This window comes from Pseudomonas sp. BP11-1-1 (genome assembly GCF_052112105.1).
GTDB classification, from domain to species: Bacteria; Pseudomonadota; Gammaproteobacteria; order Pseudomonadales; family Pseudomonadaceae; genus Aquipseudomonas; species Aquipseudomonas alvandae.
In genome coordinates this window covers 268,893-288,891 of sequence record NZ_JAUTYU010000001.1, presented here as the reverse complement: position 1 = coordinate 288,891, position 19,999 = coordinate 268,893, and the positions used below count along the sequence as shown (strand labels likewise).

Sequence of the window (19,999 nt, the reverse complement as noted above, 5' to 3'; positions counted from 1 at the left end):
TCACGCCTGCCGCAGCCTGATCAGCTTCTTGATCAACGGTCGCCCGACCATCATGAAGAACACCGGCCCTCCGGCCAGTAGATAGAAGTAATACGTCACCGCCCGCCAGATCAGAATCGCCGCCGCCGCAGTGGATTTACCCACCATGGGCGCGAGCAACGCCGCTGAGGTCAACTCCGCCGCACCGGCGCCGCCCGGTAGCAGGCTGAACTGTCCTGCGCTCAGGGACAGCATCTGGATCAGGAAACTCCAGGCCCATTGCAAATCCGCCCCCAGCCCTTTCAACGCCAGATAGAGCACGCTGTAGCGCAGCGCCCAATGCAGGCAGGTCAGGCCGAACACCTGGAACAACGTCTGCCGAGGCAGCTTCAGCGTGTCGGTGAAAGCCGCCAGGAAATGCAGGATCTTGCGTCCCCAGCGCCGGCGCGTGCTGGAGCCTACGCGCAGGTGGCGCAGCAACCGCGCGCCCAACAGAATCAGCCGACGATGGTAGCGCGCCACGAGCCCGCAGCAGAGCAGGCCACCGAACAATGACACGGCGCTCAGCGCCAGCATCCATTCCAGGCGTTGGCTGAGATTCTGGAACAGCGCGTAGAACAAGATGCCCAACAGGGCGCAAAGGAAAAACAGCAAGTCGCTCAACTGATCCATGGCAAACACGGCGCTGCCATGGGCCGGGCGCACACCGTTGCGCGCCAGCAAGGCCATCAGGGTCAACGGTCCACCGCTGCCGCCGGGCGTGGCGCACATGGCGAACTCGGTGGACATCACCACGCCCATGCTTTTGAGGCCACCGATGCGTTCGCGATGTTCCCCCAGCAGCAAGCGCAGGCGCACTGAATTCAAAGCCCAGCAGAGTACGATCATGCCGAGCATGACCAGCAGCAGGGACAAGGGAAAACGCTGCACCCGCGCCCACATCTCCCCGCCGCCCACCAGCATCGGCACCAGCAATGCGATGAGCAGGGCGGCGACCAGCCAGGCCAGGCGCTTCATGCGGCGTGACTGACCCGCAGGCCCTGGGTTGCCAGCCAGCCGGCCTTGGTCATGGGCACGCGGCCGTCCTCGAGCAGGCGTGCCAAAGTGCGTAGCCAATAATCCCGGGAGAAGTCGTGGCGCATGTCCACCGGGTGCAGGCCCAGGCGGATCATCGGTGCCTGGCGCCAGCGCTGTTCCCGTTGGTCGCAGATGATTTTCGACAGTCCCCGACGCCAGGGGCTGCGAGCGCTCCACACCAGCCCCGGGGCATCGATAGGAGTGAAGTCCGGCAAGCGATAGAGGTGCTGGGTATCGCTGGTGTAACGCAAGGGCAACTGGCGCAAAGCCCGGCGAGTGCCTTCGCTCATCAACCAGGCTGGGGCGACGAAACCCTCCAGTGGCCATTGGTAACGCTGGAAAAGCTCGATGCCCGCATGCAGGCGGGCGAGGGCGGCCTCCTCGGACAGATCATAGAATTCGCCTTCGTGGGTGTAGACCCGGCGCATGAACCAGTCCTTGGGGTGAAGGGCGGGCGGCCCATCATCGCAATGGTAATAACCGTGCAGGACCAGTTCGTCACCGCGCTCGACCCGGCCGTCGAGCAGGCGCCGGAAACCGGGGTGATCGTCCAGCGCATTGGTGTGGTGAAAGTCCGGCACCACCAGCCAGGTCATCGGGACCTGGCCAAGGGCGTCGACGGCCTCGACGAACGGCTGGTAATCGGGCCAGGTCTGCGGCGCGACGTCGTGAAGCACCAGCAACACGCTCGGGGAAGGATTCATCGTCATCGGTTGCGCCTCACCCATTGGCCAGCATGGGCATCTCTGCGCCAAGCACGCTGTAATAATGGCCCAACAGGCTGTTGACCACCGAATCCCAAGCGTAATGCCGTTCCACGTGCCGGCGCGCCCGGGTGCCGCGCTGCTGGCAGCCTTCGGCGAACAGTTGCCGCACCGCGTTCGCCATCGCCTGGGGATTGTTCGGCGCGCACAACAGGCCACAGTCTTCGTGGACGAGCTCGCTGAACGCGCCCGCGGCGACCGCCACCACCGGGATGCCGCTGGCCATGGCTTCAAGGATCACCAGGCCGAACGTCTCCTGGTCGCCGGCATGCAAGAGGGCGTCGGCGCTTGCCATCAGCCGGGCGACTTGCGGCGCCGGGCAGAACTCATCGATCACGGTGACGTTGTCCGGCACCACGGCTGGCATGGAGGAACCCACCAGCAGCAGGTGGTAGCGCTCGCCCAGGCGCTTCATGCACTTGAGCAGCACCGGCAGGTTTTTTTCCTTGGAGCCGCGCCCGGCGAAAATCAGCAGGCGGGCATCTTCGGCGATGCCCAGCTCGGCGCGCAGCTCGGGATCGCGAGCGGCGGGATTGAAGGTCTGCAGGTCCACGCCCAAGGGCTGCACGTAGACATTTTTGACGCCCAGCCCGGTCAGCTTGTCGGCCATGACCTGGCTCGGCGCCAAGACCCGGTCGAAGTTGCCGTACAGCTTGCTGACATAGGCTTCGATGTTGGGCGTGAACCAGTTGCCCATGCGGTTGCTCACCAGCAATGGCAGGTCGGAGTGATAAAAACCGATGACGGGCACATCAAGCTGGCGACGGGCATCGAGGGCCGCCCAGGCGGTGAGATAAGGGTCGCCGACTTCAATCAGGTCCGGCTGCAGATCGCGCAGGACATTGCGCCAGGGCGCCAGGCGAAGCGGGAAGCGATAGCCCTTGCCAAAGGGGAGCGGAGGGGCCGGAACCTTGTAGATCCCGTCCTGCTCACTCAGGTGAGCGCCGGGAATCAAGAGGCTGTGGCGGATACCGGGCCGATTGCCCAGGCGCCGGTGCTTGGCATCCAGATAAGTGCGCACGCCTCCACTGGCGGGGGCGTAGAACATGGTTATGTCCGCTATATGCACGATGAACATCCCTCCGGTCTGTGTTCTCCTGTGTTGACCTTTAGTAAGAATAGATGTTCGGTTGGGGTTGCGGTGGCGTAGTCGTGATGCAGATTCCTGTGGCGAGGGAGCTTGCTCCCGCTGGGCTGCGCAGCGGCCCCAAAATCTTGGGAGCGCTTCGCTCTGGAGCGCCAGCCCGGTCCAGCGGGAGCAAGCTCCCTCGCCACATGAGAGCGGTCAAATGCGGTTTTTATTTCCAGCGCCAGGGTCTTAATACGCTGGGCATGCTTTTATATAAGCGCGCAAAATGGCGTCATATCGCAAACCCACAGGTGACCAAATGCCTGATTCATCGCAACTCATTATCGGGGCCGACCTGGCCGGCCAACCTGTCGCCCAGGCCATGCGCCTGGCGAACCGTCATGGTCTGGTGGCGGGCGCCACCGGCACAGGCAAGACCGTTACCCTGCAACGCCTGGCCGAAATGTTCAGCGATGCCGGCGTGGCGGTGTTCGCGGCGGACATCAAGGGCGACCTGTGCGGCCTCGGCGCTGCCGGTGCTCCCCAGGGCAAGGTCGCCGAGCGCATCGCCGGCATGCCCTGGCTCGGCCACAAGCCCCAGGCTTATCCAGTGACCTTGTGGGACATCCACGGTAAATCCGGTCATCCGTTGCGCACGACCTTGAGCGAAATGGGCCCGTTGTTGCTCGGCAGCCTGCTGGAGCTCACCGACAGCCAGCAGTCGGCGTTGTACGCGGCGTTCAAGGTGGCCGATCGCGAGGGCCTGTTGCTGCTGGATCTCAAGGACCTGAAGGCACTGCTCAATCACCTCAAGGACAATCCCGAGTTGCTCGGCGACGACGCGGCCTTGATGACCACCGGTTCCAGCCAGGCGCTGATGCGGCGCTTGTCGACGCTGGAGCAGCAGGGCGCCGACGCCTTGTTTGGTGAGCCGGCGTTGCAGCTCGAAGACATTCTTCACCCGGCCAGCGATGGTCGTGGTCGCATCCATTTGCTGGACGCCAGCCGCCTGGTCCATGAGGCGCCGAAGGTCTACGCGACGTTCCTGCTCTGGCTGCTGGCCGAGCTGTTCGAGCAACTTCCCGAGCGCGGCGATGCGGACAAGCCTTTGCTCGCGCTGTTCTTCGACGAGGCTCATCTGTTGTTTGCCGGTACGCCAAAGGCATTGCAGGATCGCCTGGAGCAAGTGGTGCGGTTGATCCGCTCCAAGGGCGTCGGGGTGTATTTCGTCACCCAGTCGCCAGGCGACCTGCCGGACGATGTGCTGGCGCAGTTGGGGTTGCGCATCCAGCACGGTTTGCGGGCCTTTACGGCCAAGGAGCAGAAATCCTTGCGGGCGGTGGCGGAGGGGTTCCGACCGAACCCGCAATTCGATGCCTTGGCGGTGCTGACCGAGCTGGGCATCGGTGAAGCCCTGGTTGGCACCTTGCAGGAAAAAGGCACGCCGGAAATGGTCCAGCGCGTGTTGGTGGCGCCGCCGCAGTCGCGCATCGGGCCGCTGAGCGAGGCTGAGCGAGCCGGGTTGATTGCCAGCTCCCCGTTGCAGGGGCGCTATGACAAGCCTATCGATCGCGAGTCGGCCTATGAAGTGTTGATGGGGCGCAAGGGGCTGGAGCCCCAGGCGGAGGCAGCGCCGGGCAAGCCGGCGGCGGACGAGCCGAGCTTCACCGAACAGGCTGGGGAATTCCTCGGCACCGCGGCGGGCCAGGCCTTGAAATCAGCGATGCGCCAGGCGGCCAATCAATTGGGCCGGCAGTTGGTGCGTGGGTTGATGGGATCGTTGCTGGGGGGTAGCAAGCGGCGGTAGGTCAAAGACCGAGTCGCCCCCTTCGCGAGCAAGCTCGCTCCCACAGGAGATCTTCAGCGGACACAGATTTTGTATCCACCACGAATCCACTGTGGGAGCGAGCTTGCTCGCGATAGCCAGTTAACAGGCGACAAGAATTTCAGCCCTTGGGCCGCGCATGCGCCGCCAGTCGCTCCAGCGCCGCCCGCAGGTTGGGGTCGCTGATGCCTTCGGCGGTGGCCTGGATGGTCGCGGCCGCGTCGGTCGACAGGTCGAGGGTATGCCCCTTGGCGCCGGCCTGTACGGTCGGCGGCTGGACCTTGAACAGGATGCGCGTCAGGTTGGCGAATTCTTCGAAAGCTTGCAGTTGACGCAACAAGCGTTTTTGCTGGTAGCGCAAGCGCGTGGCCCAATGGCCGTCGGTGACGATCAGCAGCAAGCTGCCTTCGCGCCAGGACGCCACATGGCAATGCTCGCGCGCGGCGGGTTGCAACTGGCTGTCCAGCAGGCGTTGCAGATGACCCAGGCGCCTGGCGTGGCCGAAGATGGCTTTCAGCGGCTTGGCTTCGCGCAGCAGAACGGCGGGTGCCTTGGCTGGAAGAGGGCGGAAGGCCATGAACTGATACCGCAAATGACAGGAGCGCCATGGTAGCAGAAAGCGCCGGATGCGCCTCGATCCGCTCGTCCTGCGACCTTTTATCCATACAATCAATAGGTAACTTCTGCACCTTGTGGCTTGAAGTTCGCGCAAAAGCCCTTATTTTAGGGAGGCCCCGTCACAGCGCTGTGCCAGCATCGTGGAATAACGCCACTTTCCTCACCATCGTTTCCGGGTAGAATGCTCGTTCGCATGCGGCCATGAGGGCTGCACGGGCGACTCACGGGGCCGCCCTCCATCCCTTTAGTGTGGAAGATCCTGCCGATATGTTTGCGCCTTTGTTAAAGAAACTTTTTGGAAGCAAGAACGAGCGTGAAGTCAAGCGCATGCTCAAGACGGTACAGATCGTCAATGCCTTCGAAGAGCAAATGGTGGCCCTTTCGGACGATCAGTTACGCGCCAAGACTGCCGAATTCAAGGACCGCATCGCCAAGGGTGAAACCCTTGACCAGATCCTGCCCGAAGCCTTTGCGGTCTGCCGCGAAGCCGGCAAGCGGGTGATGGGCATGCGCCACTTCGACGTCCAGTTGATCGGCGGCATGACCCTGCACGAAGGCAAGATCGCCGAAATGCGTACCGGTGAGGGCAAGACCCTCGTGGCCACCCTGGCGGTGTATCTCAACGCATTGTCCGGCAAGGGCGTGCACGTGGTGACGGTCAACGACTACCTGGCCCGCCGCGACGCCAACTGGATGCGCCCGCTCTACGAATTCCTCGGCCTGACGGTCGGCGTGGTCACGCCGTTCCAGCCGCCGGAAGAGAAGCGCTTCGCCTACGCTTCCGACATCACCTACGGCACCAACAACGAATTCGGTTTCGACTACCTGCGCGACAACATGGCGTTCAGCATGGAAGAAAAATTCCAGCGTGAACTCAACTTTGCCGTGATCGACGAAGTCGACTCCATCCTCATCGACGAAGCCCGTACCCCGCTGATCATTTCCGGTCAGGCCGAGGACAGCTCCAAGCTGTACATCGAGATCAACAAGTTGATCCCGCAGCTCAAGCTGCACGTCGAGGAAGTCGAAGGCGAAGTGACCCAGGCCGGCCACTACACCGTCGACGAGAAGACCCGCCAGGTCGAGCTCAATGAATCCGGTCACCAGTTCATCGAAGAGATGCTGACCCGCGTCGGCCTGCTGGCTGAAGGCGAAAGCTTGTACTCGGCCCATAACCTGGGCTTGCTGACCCATGTCTATGCCGGCCTGCGTGCCCACAAGCTGTTCCATCGCAACGTCGAATACATCGTGCAGGACGGCCAGGTCGTGCTGGTGGACGAACACACCGGACGTACCATGCCGGGCCGCCGCCTGTCCGAAGGCCTGCACCAGGCCATCGAAGCCAAGGAAGGCCTGAACATCCAGGCCGAGAGCCAGACCCTGGCCTCGACCACCTTCCAGAACTACTTCCGCCTGTACAACAAGCTGTCCGGCATGACCGGTACCGCTGACACCGAAGCGTTCGAATTCCACCAGATCTATGGCCTGCAAGTGGTGGTAATTCCGCCGAACAAGCCGCTGGCGCGCAAAGACTACAACGACCTGGTGTTCCTGACCGCCGAAGAGAAATACGCGGCGATCATCAACGACATCAAGGAAGGCATGGCCCAGGGCCGTCCGATCCTGGTGGGTACCGCCACCATCGAGACCTCCGAGCACATGTCCAACCTGCTCACCCAGGAAGGCATCGAGCACAAGGTCCTGAACGCCAAGTTCCACGAGAAGGAAGCCGAGATCATCGCCCAGGCCGGTCGCCCGGGTGCGCTGACCATCGCCACCAACATGGCCGGTCGTGGTACCGACATCCTGCTGGGCGGCAACTGGGAAGTGGAAGTCGCCTCCCTGGAAAACCCGACGCCTGAGCAAATCGCGCAGATCAAGGCCGACTGGCAGAAACGTCACCAGCAAGTGCTTGAGTCCGGCGGTTTGCAGGTGATCGCTTCCGAGCGTCACGAATCCCGTCGTATCGACAACCAGCTGCGTGGCCGTGCCGGCCGCCAGGGTGACGCCGGCTCCAGCCGCTTCTACCTGTCGCTGGAAGACAGCCTGATGCGCATCTTCGCCTCTGACCGGGTGAAGAACTTCATGAAGGCCCTGGGCATGCAGCCGGGCGAGGCGATCGAGCACCGCATGGTGACCAACGCCATCGAAAAGGCCCAGCGCAAGGTCGAAGGCCGCAACTTCGATATCCGCAAGCAGTTGCTGGAGTTCGATGACGTCAACAATGAGCAGCGTAAAGTGATTTATCACATGCGCAACAGCTTGTTGGCCGCCGACGACATTGGCGAAACCATCGCCGATTTCCGCCGCGAAGTGCTCGACGCTACCGTCAGCGCCCACATTCCGCCGCAGTCGTTGCCGGAACAGTGGGATATCGCGGGCCTGGAAGCTTCCCTGCGCAGCGATTTCGGCGTGTCCTTGCCGATCCAGCAGTGGCTCGACGAAGACGATCACCTGTACGAAGAAACCCTGCGGGAAAAACTGCTGGCCGAGCTGATCGCCGCGTACAACGAGAAAGAAGACCAGGCCGGTGCCGAAGCGCTGCGCTCCTTCGAGAAGCAGATCGTACTGCGTGTGCTGGACGACCTGTGGAAAGACCATCTGTCGACCATGGATCACCTGCGCCACGGCATCCACCTGCGCGGCTACGCCCAGAAGAACCCGAAGCAGGAGTACAAGCGCGAGTCCTTCACGCTGTTCTCCGAGCTGCTGGATTCGATCAAGCGCGACTCGATCCGTGTCCTGTCCCACGTCCAGGTGCGCCGCGAAGACCCGGCCGAGGAAGAAGCTCGCCTGCGTCAGGAAGCCGAGGCGCTGGCCGCGCGCATGCAATTCGAACACGCCGAAGCGCCAGGGCTGGAAGTGGCTCAGGCGATGGAAGAGGGCGTCGATGTGGATGTCGCCCTGGCCACCGCGCCGGTGCGCAACGAGCAGAAGCTGGGCCGTAACGAACTGTGCTACTGCGGTTCGGGCAAGAAATACAAGCATTGCCACGGGCAGATCCAATAAACCCGTTTCAACGCTGAGCGACCCGCGCCGCGACAAGAGTCTCTTGTCGCGGCGTTTTGCCATTTGATCCGTCGTCTTGATAAGGGCGATGACGAACACATTTATTTAAGGAGCGCATTCATGGCTGTTGGTCTTGGTCCGTTGCCAACGTTGCACCCGGTTGCCGGTTTTGAACTCGGTATTGCCTCGGCCGGCATCAAGCGCCCCGGGCGCAAGGATGTCGTGGTCATGCGTTGCGCCGAAGGCTCGACGGTGGCGGGCGTGTTTACGCTCAACGCGTTTTGCGCCGCGCCGGTGATCCTGGCCAAGCAACGCGTGCAGGGGCCGGTGCGTTACCTGCTGACCAACACCGGTAACGCCAACGCCGGCACCGGCGCGCCAGGCCTGGCCGCCGCCGAGCGTACCTGCGCCAAGCTGGCCGAACTGACGGGCGTCGATGCCAACCAGGTGCTGCCTTACTCCACCGGTGTGATCGGCGAGCCGCTGCCGGTCGAGAAGATCGAAGGCGCGTTGCAAGCCGCCCTTGATGACCTGTCGGAAAACAACTGGGCCGCCGCCGCCACCGGCATCATGACCACCGACACCTTGCCCAAGGGCGCGAGCCGCCAGTTCCAGCATGACGGCGTGACCATCACCGTCACGGGCATCAGCAAAGGTGCCGGGATGATCCGGCCGAACATGGCGACCATGCTTGGCTACATCGCCACCGACGCCAAGGTATCGCGCCAAGTGCTGCAGGACCTGATGCTCGACGGCGCCAACAAGTCGTTCAACCGCATCACCATCGACGGCGACACTTCCACCAACGACTGCTGCATGCTGATCGCCACCGGCAAGGCCAACCTGCCGGAAATCACCGAAGCCAGCGGCCCGCTGTTTGCGGCCCTGAAGCAGGCCGTATTCGAAGTGTGCATGGAAGTGGCCCAGGCCATCGTCCGTGACGGTGAAGGCGCGACCAAGTTCGTGACCGTGCAGGTCAACGGCGGTGGCAATCACCAGGAATGCCTGGACGTCGGCTACACCGTGGCGCACTCGCCACTGATCAAGACCGCGTTGTTTGCTTCCGACCCGAACTGGGGCCGGATCCTCGCCGCTGTCGGCCGTGCCGGCGTGCCGGACCTGGACGTGAGCAAGATCGACGTGTTCCTCGGCGAAGTCTGCATCGCCAGCCAGGGCGCCCGCGCCGCGACCTATACCGAAGCCCAGGGCGCGGCGGTGATGCAGCAGGAAGAGATCACCATCCGCATCGAGCTGGGCCGGGGTGATTGCAGCGAAACCATCTGGACGACCGACCTGTCCCACGAGTACGTCAAGATCAACGCTGAATATCGGACTTGAGACCGAGTCGCTCCTATCGCGAGCAAGCTCGCTCCCCCAGTGGAACTGCGTTGTGAACACGTTTGATGTCGCTCAACAAATCCCTGGGGGAGCGAGCCTGCTCGCGATGGTGCCGGTACCGACTCCATGAACGCTGAGGAATAGCGCGGTGAAACGAATTCATGTGGCGGCGGCGGTCATTCGTGACGCCGCTGGTAAAATCCTGATTGCCCGTCGGGCCGACACCCAGCATCAAGGTGGCCTGTGGGAGTTTCCCGGCGGCAAGGTCGAGGCCGATGAGTCCGTCGAAACCGCCTTGGCCCGGGAGCTGAACGAGGAACTGGGTATCGTCGTCGAAGCCGCCCGGCCCTTGATCAAGGTGCGCCACGATTACCCGGACAAACAGGTCTTGCTGGATGTTTGGGAGGTGTCCGCCTTCAGGGGCGAGCCCCATGGCGCCGAAGGTCAACCGCTGGCCTGGGTGACGGCCCGTGAGTTGACGAATTACGAGTTTCCGGCGGCCAACCAGCCGATCGTCGCGGCGGCCCGTTTGCCGGGCGAATACTTGATTACGCCCGAAGGCCTCGAGACGCCGGCCTTGCTGCGCGGCATGCAGAAGGCAATTGCCGGCGGGATAAAGTTGGTCCAGCTCCGAGCGCCCAACGGCTACGACCCGCAATACCGCGACCTGGCGGTAGACGCGGTAGGGTTGTGTGCCGGCAAGGCGCAGTTGATGCTCAAGGGACCGTTCGAATGGCTGGGGGATTTTCCCTCCGCCGGCTGGCACATCACTGCCGCGCAACTGCGCAAGCATGCGGCGGCCGGTCGCCCGTTCGGCAAGGACCGCTGGCTCGCGGCCTCGTGCCATAACGCTGAGGAGTTGTCCTTGGCGCAGCAGATGGACGTGGATTTCGTCACGCTTTCGCCTGTGCAACCGACCCAGACCCATCCCGATGCCCAGCCGTTGGGGTGGGATGAGGCGGCGCGGTTGATCGAAGGTTTCGACAGACCGGTTTATCTGTTGGGTGGGGTTGGGCCCGGCGAGCGGCAAAAAGCCTGGGAAGCTGGTGCGCAGGGTGTGGCGGGGATTCGGGCGTTCTGGCCTGAGGTTTGATTTTGTGGTGTAACCGCTGACGCCATCGCGAGCAAGCTCGCTCCCACAGGGGGTTTGTGAACGCCGAAAATCCCGTGTGGGAGCGAGCTTGCTCGCGATGGCGGCCTCAAGAACGATTCAGCCCTCAGGCTTTGCCGTCGCCTCCCACAGCACCTCCGCCACCCCCTGCCGCCGGGCGATGATCCGTGCGGCCACGAACAACAGGTCCGACAGCCGATTGATATAGGCCAGCCCCGGCCCGGCCAACGGCTCCACCGCGTTCAGTTGCTGGCAACGACGCTCGGCAGCACGGGCCAGCGCTCGGCAGACGTGCGCTTGCGCGATCAAGGAAGAGCCACCGGGCAGGATGAAGTTCTCCAGCGGTCCCAGCTCCTCGTTCCACAGGTCGATCGCCGCTTCCAACCGCTCGATTTCCGCCACGTTCAAGGCTTGGTAAGCCGGCATCGCCAGTTCACCACCCAAGTCGAACAGCCGGTGCTGACAAGGCGCCAACACCGCGATGACCTCCTGCAGCGCGGGATGCCGGGTTGTTTCTTCGGCTAGACCGGCCAGCAATAACCCTAGCTGGCTGTTCAGCGTATCCACTTCGCCAATCGCCTCGACCCGCGGGTGATCCTTTGCCACGCGGCGGCCATCGCCCAGCCCCGTTTCACCTTTGTCACCGGTGCGGGTGTAAATCTTCGACAGGCGAAAACCCATGTTCAGCGCTCCACTGGCTTGTTTTCCTGGGCCACCATCGAAGTGCCCGCCAGGGGCAGGCGCAGGGTGAAGCATGTGCCCTGGCCTGGCGCGGATTGCACTTCCATCTGGCCCTTGTGATTGTTGGTAATGATGAAATACGAGACCGACAGCCCGAGGCCCGTGCCCTGGCCGATTTCCTTGGTGGTGAAGAACGGCTCGAAGGTGCGTTTGCGCACGTTCTCGCTCATGCCGATGCCGTTGTCCTCGACCTGGATTTCCGCCCATGGCGGATTCAGGCGAGTACGCAGGATGATTCGGCCGGGCTCGCTATCGTCCTGGCGTTGATGAATGGCCTGGGCAGCATTTTTCAGCAGGTTGAGCAGCACCTGTTCCAACTCGTTGGCCGTACCGGGCACCGGCCCCAGGTTCGGGTCGAACTGGCGGGTGATCGCCTGGCCCTTGAAGTCGAAGCCGATCGCCAGGTCGAAGTCGTTACCGGCAATTTCGACGGCCTGGTCGATCAGCGCCGGCAGGTCGCAAGGCGCCATTTGCCGCGTGCTGCGCCGGCTGAAACTGAGCATGTGAGTGACGATTTTCGCCGCCCGGGCGCCGGCCTGCTGGATGCCGTCGAGCAATTGCGGGATCTCGCGGCTTGCCAGGTAACGGTTGACCACTGGCAAGTCGATACCCAATAGCTCGGCCTGTTCCAGATTCTTCGGCAGTTCCGCCGACAGGCGTCGGCGGATGTTCTGCACGTTGTGCAGGATCGCGCCGAGCGGATTATTGATCTCATGGGCCATGCCTGCCGCGAGGCCACCGACCGAGAGCATTTTCTCCGACTGCACCATCATTTCCTCCAGCGACAGGCGCTGGGTGATGTCGTCGATGCGGATCACCACGCCCCGCCCGGCGCCGCCCATCAGTGGATAGAAAGTCAGGGCGTAGTGCCGGGCTTCGTCGTCCTTGGTCCAGGTGACACGCTCGATTTTCGCCACCGTATGCTGTTCGACCGTTTGCTTGAGTTGGGGCAGGTACGGCTTCAGGGGTTCGAAAGCGAGGAATATCGGCTGGTTCAGCGCTTCGTCCAGTCGTGTGCCGGAGAGCGCGCTGGCTTCCTGGTTCCATTGGGTGACGTAGAGCTGCTCATCGAGGGCAATCAGCGCCGATGGCATGGAGTCGATGATGCTGTTGAGGTAGTTCTGGAAGCCGGTGAGTTTTTTCTCGATCTTGCTGCGCACCTGGACTTCCAGCTCCAGCTTGCGGTTGGTGTGGCGGGTTTCTTCCGCCAGGCCCTGGGCTTGGTCATAGGCCGCCTGGGAGTCGTCCCGCGCACGCTTGAGTTGCTGCTCGCGCGCTTCGATCCGCGACAGCATGGTATTGAACGCCTCGGCCAGGCTGCCGATCTCATCATGATTGCCACGGGCGGCGCGCAAGGCGTAATTCTCCTCGCGGGTGACCTGGCGCGACAGCTCTTCGAGTTGGTGGATCGGTTGCGTGATCAGGCGTTTGATCTGCTGGGCAATGACCAGCCACAGCAGCACGCTGAAAATCAGGATGCCGAGGCTGGCGGTCAGGGTGCCGGTGTAGAACGCCGTGGGCAATTCACTGCTGGCCACCAGCAACAGATGGCCGGGCGCAGTGCCGGGACGGGGCAGGGTGATGATCTGGTTGCTGCGAAACTCACCGGCCTGCCAGGCATGTATGTTGCGGTAATGGTCCGGCAGCTTGAGCTTTTCGCCCTGTTGCAACTGTGCCAGGCGTTCGCCTTGGCCGTCGTACAGCGCTGCCGCCCTTAGCGGTGCGTAGCTGTTGAGTTCGTCGAGCAGGCGCTGGGCGCTTTGGGGTGATTGCAGCGCGTCGGCGATCAGGCTCGGGTTGGCCACCAGTCGGCCGATGGTCTGCAACGCCTGGGGCGCCATGCTTTCCTGGGAAATGTAATAGGCCGCGCTGATGAAGGTCAGGTTGGCCACCAGCAGGACGGTGGTCAACAGCACCAACAGGGCCGCCAGCAGTTTCTGGCCGACCGGGAGATTTTCAAGACGCTGGCGCAATGGCATCGGACTCGTCGCTAACAAGGAACACGAGGGCCAGCGTAGCCGCTGCTCAGTCGCTGGGCAATCCGAGGTTGTCCAGGTGGGTAATCAGTCGTTGGCGCATTTGTTCAAGGTGCGGCACCGCCACGCCATGCCGCTCGGCGACTGCGCAGGCGTGGCCGAGCAGGTAGCTGATTTCGGTGCGCCGCTGGTTGGCGACGTCTTGGTACATCGAGGAGTAATTGGCGGCGGTGGCCTGGATCACCCGCTCGACTTCTGTCTGCAAATCTTCGGCGGCGGCGGGCTGGCCGCAGCGTTCGAGCAGCTCGATGAGTTCGGCGCAGAGAGTCGCGACTTCGCAGCGATGCGCTTGCAACTCACCGTTCTTGCAATGATGAAGTACGGTCAGTGGGTTGATCGCACAATTGAGGGCCAGTTTGCGCCACAGGCGGGTGAGGATATCGGCGCTCCATTCGTGGGGGATACCCGCCGCCGCCAGGTCGTCCAGCCAGATCGGCGCGACGGGGTGGGCGGGATCCCCCAGCCAGGTGTAGCCATGGCCGGCGAAGACCACGCGCCAGTCACCGTCGCGGAACGCGCCCTCGGTGCTGGAGGCGCTGATACAGCGCGCCCGAGGCACGCAGTTGGCCACGGCGTCCTGGCTGCCGAGGCCGTTCTGCAACAGGATCAGTTCCGAGTCGCTGTCCAGGCGATGGGCGACCGAGGCAACGGCGGCTTGCGCATCGTAAGCCTTGCAGGCCAGGAGCAAGCGCTTGATCGGCTCGGGGTTGTGCACGGTTTCGCCTGGCACCGGGTAGCACTGCGCCTGGCCCTGTTCCACCAGCGTCAGGCCGCCGGCGGCGAGGTAATCCTGCAGCCGCTGTTCATTGCGCAGCACCAGCCGCACCGGCAGGCCTGCGCGGGCCAGGCGCGCGGCCCATAGCGTGCCGAGGCTGCCGGCGCCCAGGACATGCCAGGTGGTGGACATCAGTTTTTTACTCGGTTTGGTGCTGGCATCTGCGGGGCTCGCGGTAACGGCGGGGAAAGACCCGTTATAATGAGCCCGATTTTAACCACAAGCCAAGTGCGCGCCGTTTCATGAGCGCGCCTTTTTATTTGGAGAACACTACATGCCGTCATTCGACGTGGTATCCGAACTGGACAAGCACGAAGTCACCAACGCCGTTGAAAACGCCGTCAAGGAACTCGACCGTCGGTATGACCTCAAGGGCAAGGGCAGTTTCGAGTTCAAGGAAAAGGACCTGACCGTCAACCTGACCGCCGAGGCCGATTTCCAGCTCGAGGCAATGATCGAAATCCTCAAGCTCGCGCTGGTCAAGCGCAAGATCGACGTACAGTGCCTTGAAGTGAAGGACGCCTACGCCTCGGGCAAGGTGATGAAGCAGGAAGCCGTGCTCAAGGAAGGCATCGACAAGGAATTGGCCAAGAAGATCGTTGCCCACATCAAGGACGCGAAGCTCAAGGTCCAGGCCGCCATCCAGGGCGAGCAGGTGCGGGTCACCGGCAAGAAGCGTGACGACTTGCAGGAAGCCATTGCGGCCCTGCGGGGCAAGGAGTTCGGCATGCCGCTACAGTTCAATAACTTCCGCGACTGACCCCTCAGTTATAGGGAACACTGTGGCGAGGGAGCTTGCTCCCGCTGGGCTGCGTAGCGGCCCCTTTGGTGGGTGCTGCGCCCCCAAGCGGGAGCAAGCTCCCTCGCCACAATTGCGTGCAACGGAAACAAGGAGAACACGATGGATTTGAACGCTGAAGTGGACCATCTGGTCAAGGCTTCCCAGGCCTGGATCCCGATGATCATGGAATACGGCAGCCGGGTGCTGCTGGCGCTCGTCACCCTGGTCATTGGCTGGTGGCTGATCAACAAGGTGACGCAGAAACTCGGGGCGCTGCTGGCCCTGCGTAACGCCGACCTCGCGCTGCAAGGGTTCATCAGTACCCTGGCAAACATCATCCTGAAGATTCTATTGATCGTCAGTGTCGCTTCGATGATCGGTATTGAAACCACCTCGTTCGTCGCGGCCATCGGTGCGGCAGGCTTGGCGATCGGCCTGGCCTTGCAGGGCAGCCTGGCGAATTTCGCCGGTGGCGTGCTGATCCTGCTGTTCCGTCCGTTTCGCATCGGTGACTGGATCGAAGCCCAAGGCGTGGCCGGTACGGTCGATAGCATCCAGATCTTCCACACCGTGATTCGTACCGGTGACAACAAGACCGTCATCGTGCCAAACGGTAATCTCTCCAACGGCATCATCACCAACACCAACCGCCAGCCAACCCGCAAGGTGGTGTTCGATGTGGGTGTGGATTACCAGGCCGACCTGCAAAAGGCCCGGGAAGTGTTGCTTGAGTTGGCCAAGGATGAACGCGTGCTGGCGGATCCAGCGCCTGAAGCAGTGATTTCCACCTTGGGCGACAGTGCGATCACGGTGTCGTTGCGTATTTGGGTCAAGACCGCAGATTACTGGAACGTCATGTTCATGCTCAATGAGCTGGCGCGGGATCGCTTGAAGGACGCGGGCATTGATATTCCGTTTCCACAACGAGTAATTCGGGTGGTTCAGGAAGGACCGGCGCAATAACGACTTGAATATAACTTGGCACTGGAGTCAGGTTATATTTAGCTAGCTTGCTATTTAATAAGTTGTGTTAAAGCTGACATTGCAACGGACATAAAAAAACCGCTCACCTGGATCAGGTGAGCGGTTTTTGTTTGTTGCGGGTGCAGCTATCGAACTAGCACTGAATTACAAGATGCTCAGTGGGTATTCGACGATTACGCGGAAGTCGTTGTTGTCTCGGTTGCCACTGGCGGTGGTGTAAGAGGTGTTGGTGCGGTAGAAAGCGCTACGAACACGGAACGACAGGTCTTTGGCTGGACCGCTTTGCATAACGTACTTGGTTTCGAAGTCCCATTCGTGCTCTTTTGCTTCGCCATCAGCGGTGGAAATGTTGTCACCGGTAACGTAACGAGTCATGAAGCTCAGGCCAGGAACGCCGTAGGTTTTCATGTTCAGGTCATAGCGAGCCTGCCAGGAACGCTCGTCCTGACCGTTGAAGTCGGAGTACTGGATGGAGTTGGCGAGGAAAATGGTACCGCCGCCGTCAACGCCATACACGTAGCCGGTATCACCGGTGGAGCGCTGGTGAGCCAGGGTGAACTTGTGGGCACCGATGGCATAGGCTGCTGCGAGGGACCAGATGCGGTTGTCAACGTCGCCGCTGAGCTTCTGGCCTTGGTCCTGGCTGTCATAACCGTTGAAGTCGAAGTTCAGGGACTGATCTTCGTTGATCGGCAAGGTGTAGTTCAGGTTCAGGTATTTCTTTTTGTAGTGGTCTTCAACATCGGAAGCCGCTACGCCACCGACGAAATTGTCGGTGAACTGGTAGGTTGCGCCAACGATGTCAGCGGATTTCAGGCCAAGACCGTCATCACCCATGCCAGTTTGCGAGCTGATGGCGTTGAAACGACCTGCGGTCAGCTCCAGGCCTTTGATTTCTTTACTGGTGAGCAGGGTACCAGTGGCAACTTCCGGCAGCAGACGGCTGTCGTCAGTGGAGAAGACCGGGCTGGTAGTGAACTGGTTACCGTATTTCAGGACGGTGTCGGACAGACGGAATTTAACCGCGCCACCCACTTTCGATTGTGTGTCTTCCAGGTTGCCGTCGCTGTCACTAGCGAACAGACCGTTACCGGCACGACCGCTGCCGCCATCGAGGCGAACGGTGCCAAATGCGAAGCCGTCAACGCCTACACCAACGGTGCCTTGAGTGAAGCCCGACTCGTAAATGGCACGAGCGGCAACACCAGACTCTTCACGATAACTTTGACGAGTGTTTGGTTCGTTCTTGAAATCACGGTTCATGTACAGCGCACGGGTCAGAACGGTCAAGCTCTGATCTTCGATAAAACCCTTGGATTCCTCTTGGGAGGACGCCATTGCGAACTGCGAGGTACCGGCCGAAACAGCCAGTGCGATCATGCTCCACTTCATCACGCGCATCGTGATTTGCTCCTTTGGTTTTTAGAAGAGTACTGCCGTCCCACCTGTTTTTTTATCTGGGCGGCTCTTTCTTTTTGTGTCGGCGCAAACTTATATCACGTCGACATTCTTTGGCGATACTTGCCCATTCAACCTTTCAGCTTCTTTACGACCATGTCGCCAATGGCTCGATCCATGTCGCATTTCAGCTGAGCCGAGGTGTGCGGAATGACAACTTCAAGTTGTTCTTTGATTGCACGCTTCGGTGTAAAGAGTCCGTAAGTCCAACCTTGAAGCTCCTGAGGGCAGCCTTGCCACTTTAATTCTCAGGCCTGCAGGTTCCGCTTCCGGCGGCTCCTGTAGACGATATGGGCATGAATGCAACAAGCATGCACAAACCCGGATTTCGTTGACATTTTTTTCACAATTTAGCTGCGGTTGCGGTGAAACCTCATGAAACCGGGCTCCAAAGGCCTTGTTTTAAATGGGGTTGACTGTCAGGCAGCTGTCATGTTTGAAACCGTTGGAACTCACGCGACAACCAAAAACGTTACCGGTTCACCCCTTCAGTGGGTAAAACGCGGATGTCACGTGGACTGAGCGTAGACGCATTGTGCTGTTTTGGTGCAGAAAATCTTCAAGCTGTGCGAAAAGCGGACAGTCCTTACACCTGCTCGACGCAAAATGCGCCGTTACGGCACTCGGCGCACGGCATTGGTGCGCCGGGGCGGTGTGCAGTGAACGTTCCGTCGTTCACGGGTATGCTGGGCGCATGTGTCCAAGGTCGGCCGGTAGCGCCGCCAAATCGGCACAATCATCAATGAGCGAGGAGTACGCGCGGTGTTTGCCTTAGATCCACGATTGCAACAAGACACATTGCCCATCGGCGATTTCCCGCTTTGCCGGTTGCTCTTGTCCAACGACTCGAACTACCCGTGGTTCATCCTCGTGCCGCGGCGGGACGATATCAGTGAATTGTTTCAATTGGATGACGCTGATCAACAGCAACTGTGGAAAGAAACCACGGCGCTGGCCGAGACGCTCAAGGACTCGTTCGACGCCGATAAACTGAACGTTGCAACCTTGGGTAACGTTGTCAGTCAATTGCACATGCATGTAATCGTGCGCAAGCGGGACGATGCCGCCTGGCCGGCGCCGGTGTGGGGCAAGCATCCGGCACAGCCTTACGATGCAGGGCAGGTCGCGGCCATTCGCGAACGCTTGCGAGCGGTCCTGACCGATGATTTCAAGTTCCTGGAGGGCTGAACCATGAACCTTGAAGAGCGTGTAACCGACCTTGAAAGCCGCCTGGCATTCCAGGACGACACCATCCAGGCGTTGAACGACGTGCTGGTGGAGCAACAGCGAATCGTCGAGCGTCTGCAGCTGCAGATGGCGGCGCTGCTCAAGCGCCAGGAGGAGATGGCCGGGCAGTTCGAGTCTTTCGAAGAAGAAGCGCCGCCTCCCCATTACTGACGAACCCGAACCACGGGCACAAAAAAAACCGCGAGCAGCCAGGCTGCATCGCGGTTTTTTTACGCCTGGATCAGCGGCGCGGCAGCGCGGCGATCACGTCTTCGGCTTGCAGGCCCTTGTCGCGATGCATGACCGAGAACTCCACGCGCTGGCCCTCGACCAGGACGCGGTGGCCTTCGCCACGAATGGCCCGGAAATGGACAAAAATGTCATCGCCGGAATCACGGGAGATGAAACCGAACCCCTTGGACGTGTTGAACCACTTCACCGTGCCGGTATCGCGGTTGGACATGTCGTAGTTTTGCGGTGCGGCGGACGGCGACGACTTCTTGTAGAAGCTGACGGCCAAGTGCAGCAGTACGGCGAGCAATGCCGCCGCCAGGCTGGACAGGATGGCGGGTTGGCCGCCGATTTCCGGCATGGGCGCCAGCAGGGTCAGGGTTTGCAAGGCAACGGCCAGTACCAGCAGGGCACTGACAAGGTTTTGCAGTTGATGACGTGGACCTTTGTTCCAGTAAGGGATAACGGGTGCCAGTGTCAGGTTGAGCAGGCCGAAAAAGGCCAGGTAAAGCGCGTCGGGATGTTGCAGGTAAGGTGTGGCTTCGGAACCCAGGCTAGGGATGAAGGACAGCAGCAGGGCAGCTGCGCCCATTAGCAAGTGGACGATTTTCAACATTTTGATTGGCTCACGGTTAAGACAGATCACAAGGAAGAGCTGATCGGGGGCGGTTCGCTCCAGAACAATGAGAGGCGTAGTAATACGTACCCGAATCAGCCTATGCGCGACGCCCGGAAAAATAGGCGTAGCGACACACTGCCTATTTAACAGCAAAGCCCGAGCCTTCTCAAACGTGTTGCTGGCGTGCCGGACGCTGTTCGTCGGCGGAGCGGCTGCGGGCTCCAGAAGATGCCACGTGAATAAGGATTCGATTTCAGGTTTTTCCGGAACCGCCCGCCATCCCGGCTTGTCGGTTCAGGACGGCTGGCGATTTGTCGCAGGCCTCAGGCGGCGACACCCGCTAGAGTGAAATGACCG

At 61.2% G+C, this 19,999-nt stretch carries 17 protein-coding genes; 8 read left to right on the top strand and 9 right to left on the bottom strand.

Annotated elements, in window-relative coordinates; all coding sequences use genetic code 11:
• From Q7C33_RS01380 to Q7C33_RS01370, 3 genes are read right to left on the bottom strand one after another with little or no spacing between them, the layout of a single operon-like run.
• The gene (locus tag Q7C33_RS01380) at positions 1–996 is read right to left on the bottom strand and encodes a lysylphosphatidylglycerol synthase transmembrane domain-containing protein (protein WP_407682700.1); all 996 of its coding nucleotides are present in this window, start codon (positions 994–996) and stop codon (positions 1–3) included.
• Positions 993–1,766, bottom strand: a complete 774-nt coding sequence (locus tag Q7C33_RS01375; RefSeq protein ID WP_407682699.1) for a DUF2334 domain-containing protein — start codon at positions 1,764–1,766, stop codon at positions 993–995. The genes Q7C33_RS01380 and Q7C33_RS01375 overlap by 4 nt, the downstream gene beginning before the upstream one ends.
• A gap of 10 nt (positions 1,767–1,776) precedes the next feature.
• Positions 1,777–2,898 (bottom strand): glycosyltransferase family 4 protein, encoded by a 1,122-nt coding sequence (locus Q7C33_RS01370; protein ID WP_030140821.1) that lies wholly within the window; start codon positions 2,896–2,898, stop codon positions 1,777–1,779.
• 310 nt (positions 2,899–3,208) lie between these two features.
• Between Q7C33_RS01370 and Q7C33_RS01365 the strand changes: the two genes are divergently transcribed.
• Positions 3,209–4,696: a DUF853 domain-containing protein gene (locus tag Q7C33_RS01365; RefSeq protein WP_258649238.1), complete on the top strand. Its 1,488-nt coding sequence runs from the start codon at positions 3,209–3,211 to the stop codon at positions 4,694–4,696.
• 139 nt (positions 4,697–4,835) lie between these two features.
• On the opposite strand, the gene Q7C33_RS01360 is transcribed toward Q7C33_RS01365, so the two are convergent.
• Entirely contained in the window at positions 4,836–5,291 is a 456-nt protein-coding gene (locus Q7C33_RS01360; RefSeq protein WP_407682698.1) for a DUF721 domain-containing protein, read from the bottom strand.
• Positions 5,292–5,599: 308 nt separating this feature from the next.
• On the opposite strand from Q7C33_RS01360, the gene secA reads away from it, so the two are divergent.
• The 3 genes from secA (at position 5,600) to Q7C33_RS01345 (ending at position 10,772) form a co-directional block, all read left to right on the top strand.
• On the top strand, positions 5,600–8,341 hold the full coding sequence (secA, locus tag Q7C33_RS01355; RefSeq protein ID WP_030140818.1) for a preprotein translocase subunit SecA: 2,742 nt from the start codon (positions 5,600–5,602) through the stop codon (positions 8,339–8,341).
• Positions 8,342–8,461: 120 nt separating this feature from the next.
• Positions 8,462–9,679: a bifunctional glutamate N-acetyltransferase/amino-acid acetyltransferase ArgJ gene (gene argJ / locus Q7C33_RS01350; RefSeq protein WP_030140817.1), complete on the top strand. Its 1,218-nt coding sequence runs from the start codon at positions 8,462–8,464 to the stop codon at positions 9,677–9,679.
• Between the two features lie 148 nt (positions 9,680–9,827).
• A complete protein-coding gene (locus tag Q7C33_RS01345) occupies positions 9,828–10,772 on the top strand; it encodes a Nudix family hydrolase (RefSeq protein ID WP_407682697.1) in 945 nt (314 codons plus the stop codon).
• Positions 10,773–10,889: 117 nt separating this feature from the next.
• On the opposite strand, the gene Q7C33_RS01340 is transcribed toward Q7C33_RS01345, so the two are convergent.
• Genes Q7C33_RS01340 through Q7C33_RS01330 form a run of 3 tightly spaced genes read right to left on the bottom strand, consistent with a single transcriptional unit; the run spans position 10,890 to position 14,474 of the window.
• Entirely contained in the window at positions 10,890–11,471 is a 582-nt protein-coding gene (locus tag Q7C33_RS01340; RefSeq protein ID WP_407682696.1) for a cob(I)yrinic acid a,c-diamide adenosyltransferase, read from the bottom strand.
• Positions 11,472–11,473: 2 nt separating this feature from the next.
• Positions 11,474–13,510, bottom strand: coding sequence for a sensor histidine kinase (locus Q7C33_RS01335; protein ID WP_030140814.1), 2,037 nt, complete (start codon positions 13,508–13,510; stop codon positions 11,474–11,476).
• Between the two features lie 46 nt (positions 13,511–13,556).
• Positions 13,557–14,474, bottom strand: a complete 918-nt coding sequence (locus tag Q7C33_RS01330; RefSeq protein ID WP_030140813.1) for a putative 2-dehydropantoate 2-reductase — start codon at positions 14,472–14,474, stop codon at positions 13,557–13,559.
• A 142-nt stretch (positions 14,475–14,616) separates the two neighbouring features.
• Between Q7C33_RS01330 and Q7C33_RS01325 the strand changes: the two genes are divergently transcribed.
• A complete protein-coding gene (locus tag Q7C33_RS01325; RefSeq protein ID WP_030140812.1) occupies positions 14,617–15,102 on the top strand; it encodes a YajQ family cyclic di-GMP-binding protein in 486 nt (161 codons plus the stop codon).
• 141 nt (positions 15,103–15,243) lie between these two features.
• The gene (locus tag Q7C33_RS01320; protein ID WP_030140811.1) at positions 15,244–16,086 is read left to right on the top strand and encodes a mechanosensitive ion channel family protein; all 843 of its coding nucleotides are present in this window, start codon (positions 15,244–15,246) and stop codon (positions 16,084–16,086) included.
• A gap of 165 nt (positions 16,087–16,251) precedes the next feature.
• Here Q7C33_RS01320 and Q7C33_RS01315 read toward each other — a convergent pair whose 3' ends face one another.
• The gene (locus Q7C33_RS01315; RefSeq protein WP_030140810.1) at positions 16,252–17,508 is read right to left on the bottom strand and encodes an OprD family porin; all 1,257 of its coding nucleotides are present in this window, start codon (positions 17,506–17,508) and stop codon (positions 16,252–16,254) included.
• A gap of 819 nt (positions 17,509–18,327) precedes the next feature.
• Here Q7C33_RS01315 and Q7C33_RS01310 point away from each other — a divergent pair.
• Positions 18,328–18,753 carry an HIT family protein gene (locus Q7C33_RS01310; protein ID WP_217861371.1) on the top strand — a complete coding sequence of 142 codons (426 nt, stop codon included), beginning with the start codon at positions 18,328–18,330 and terminating at the stop codon, positions 18,751–18,753.
• A gap of 3 nt (positions 18,754–18,756) precedes the next feature.
• A complete protein-coding gene (locus Q7C33_RS01305) occupies positions 18,757–18,963 on the top strand; it encodes a SlyX family protein (RefSeq protein WP_030140808.1) in 207 nt (68 codons plus the stop codon).
• Positions 18,964–19,033: 70 nt separating this feature from the next.
• On the opposite strand, the gene Q7C33_RS01300 is transcribed toward Q7C33_RS01305, so the two are convergent.
• On the bottom strand, positions 19,034–19,639 hold the full coding sequence (locus Q7C33_RS01300) for a cold-shock protein (RefSeq protein WP_030140807.1): 606 nt from the start codon (positions 19,637–19,639) through the stop codon (positions 19,034–19,036).
• Positions 19,640–19,999 lie beyond the last annotated feature (360 nt).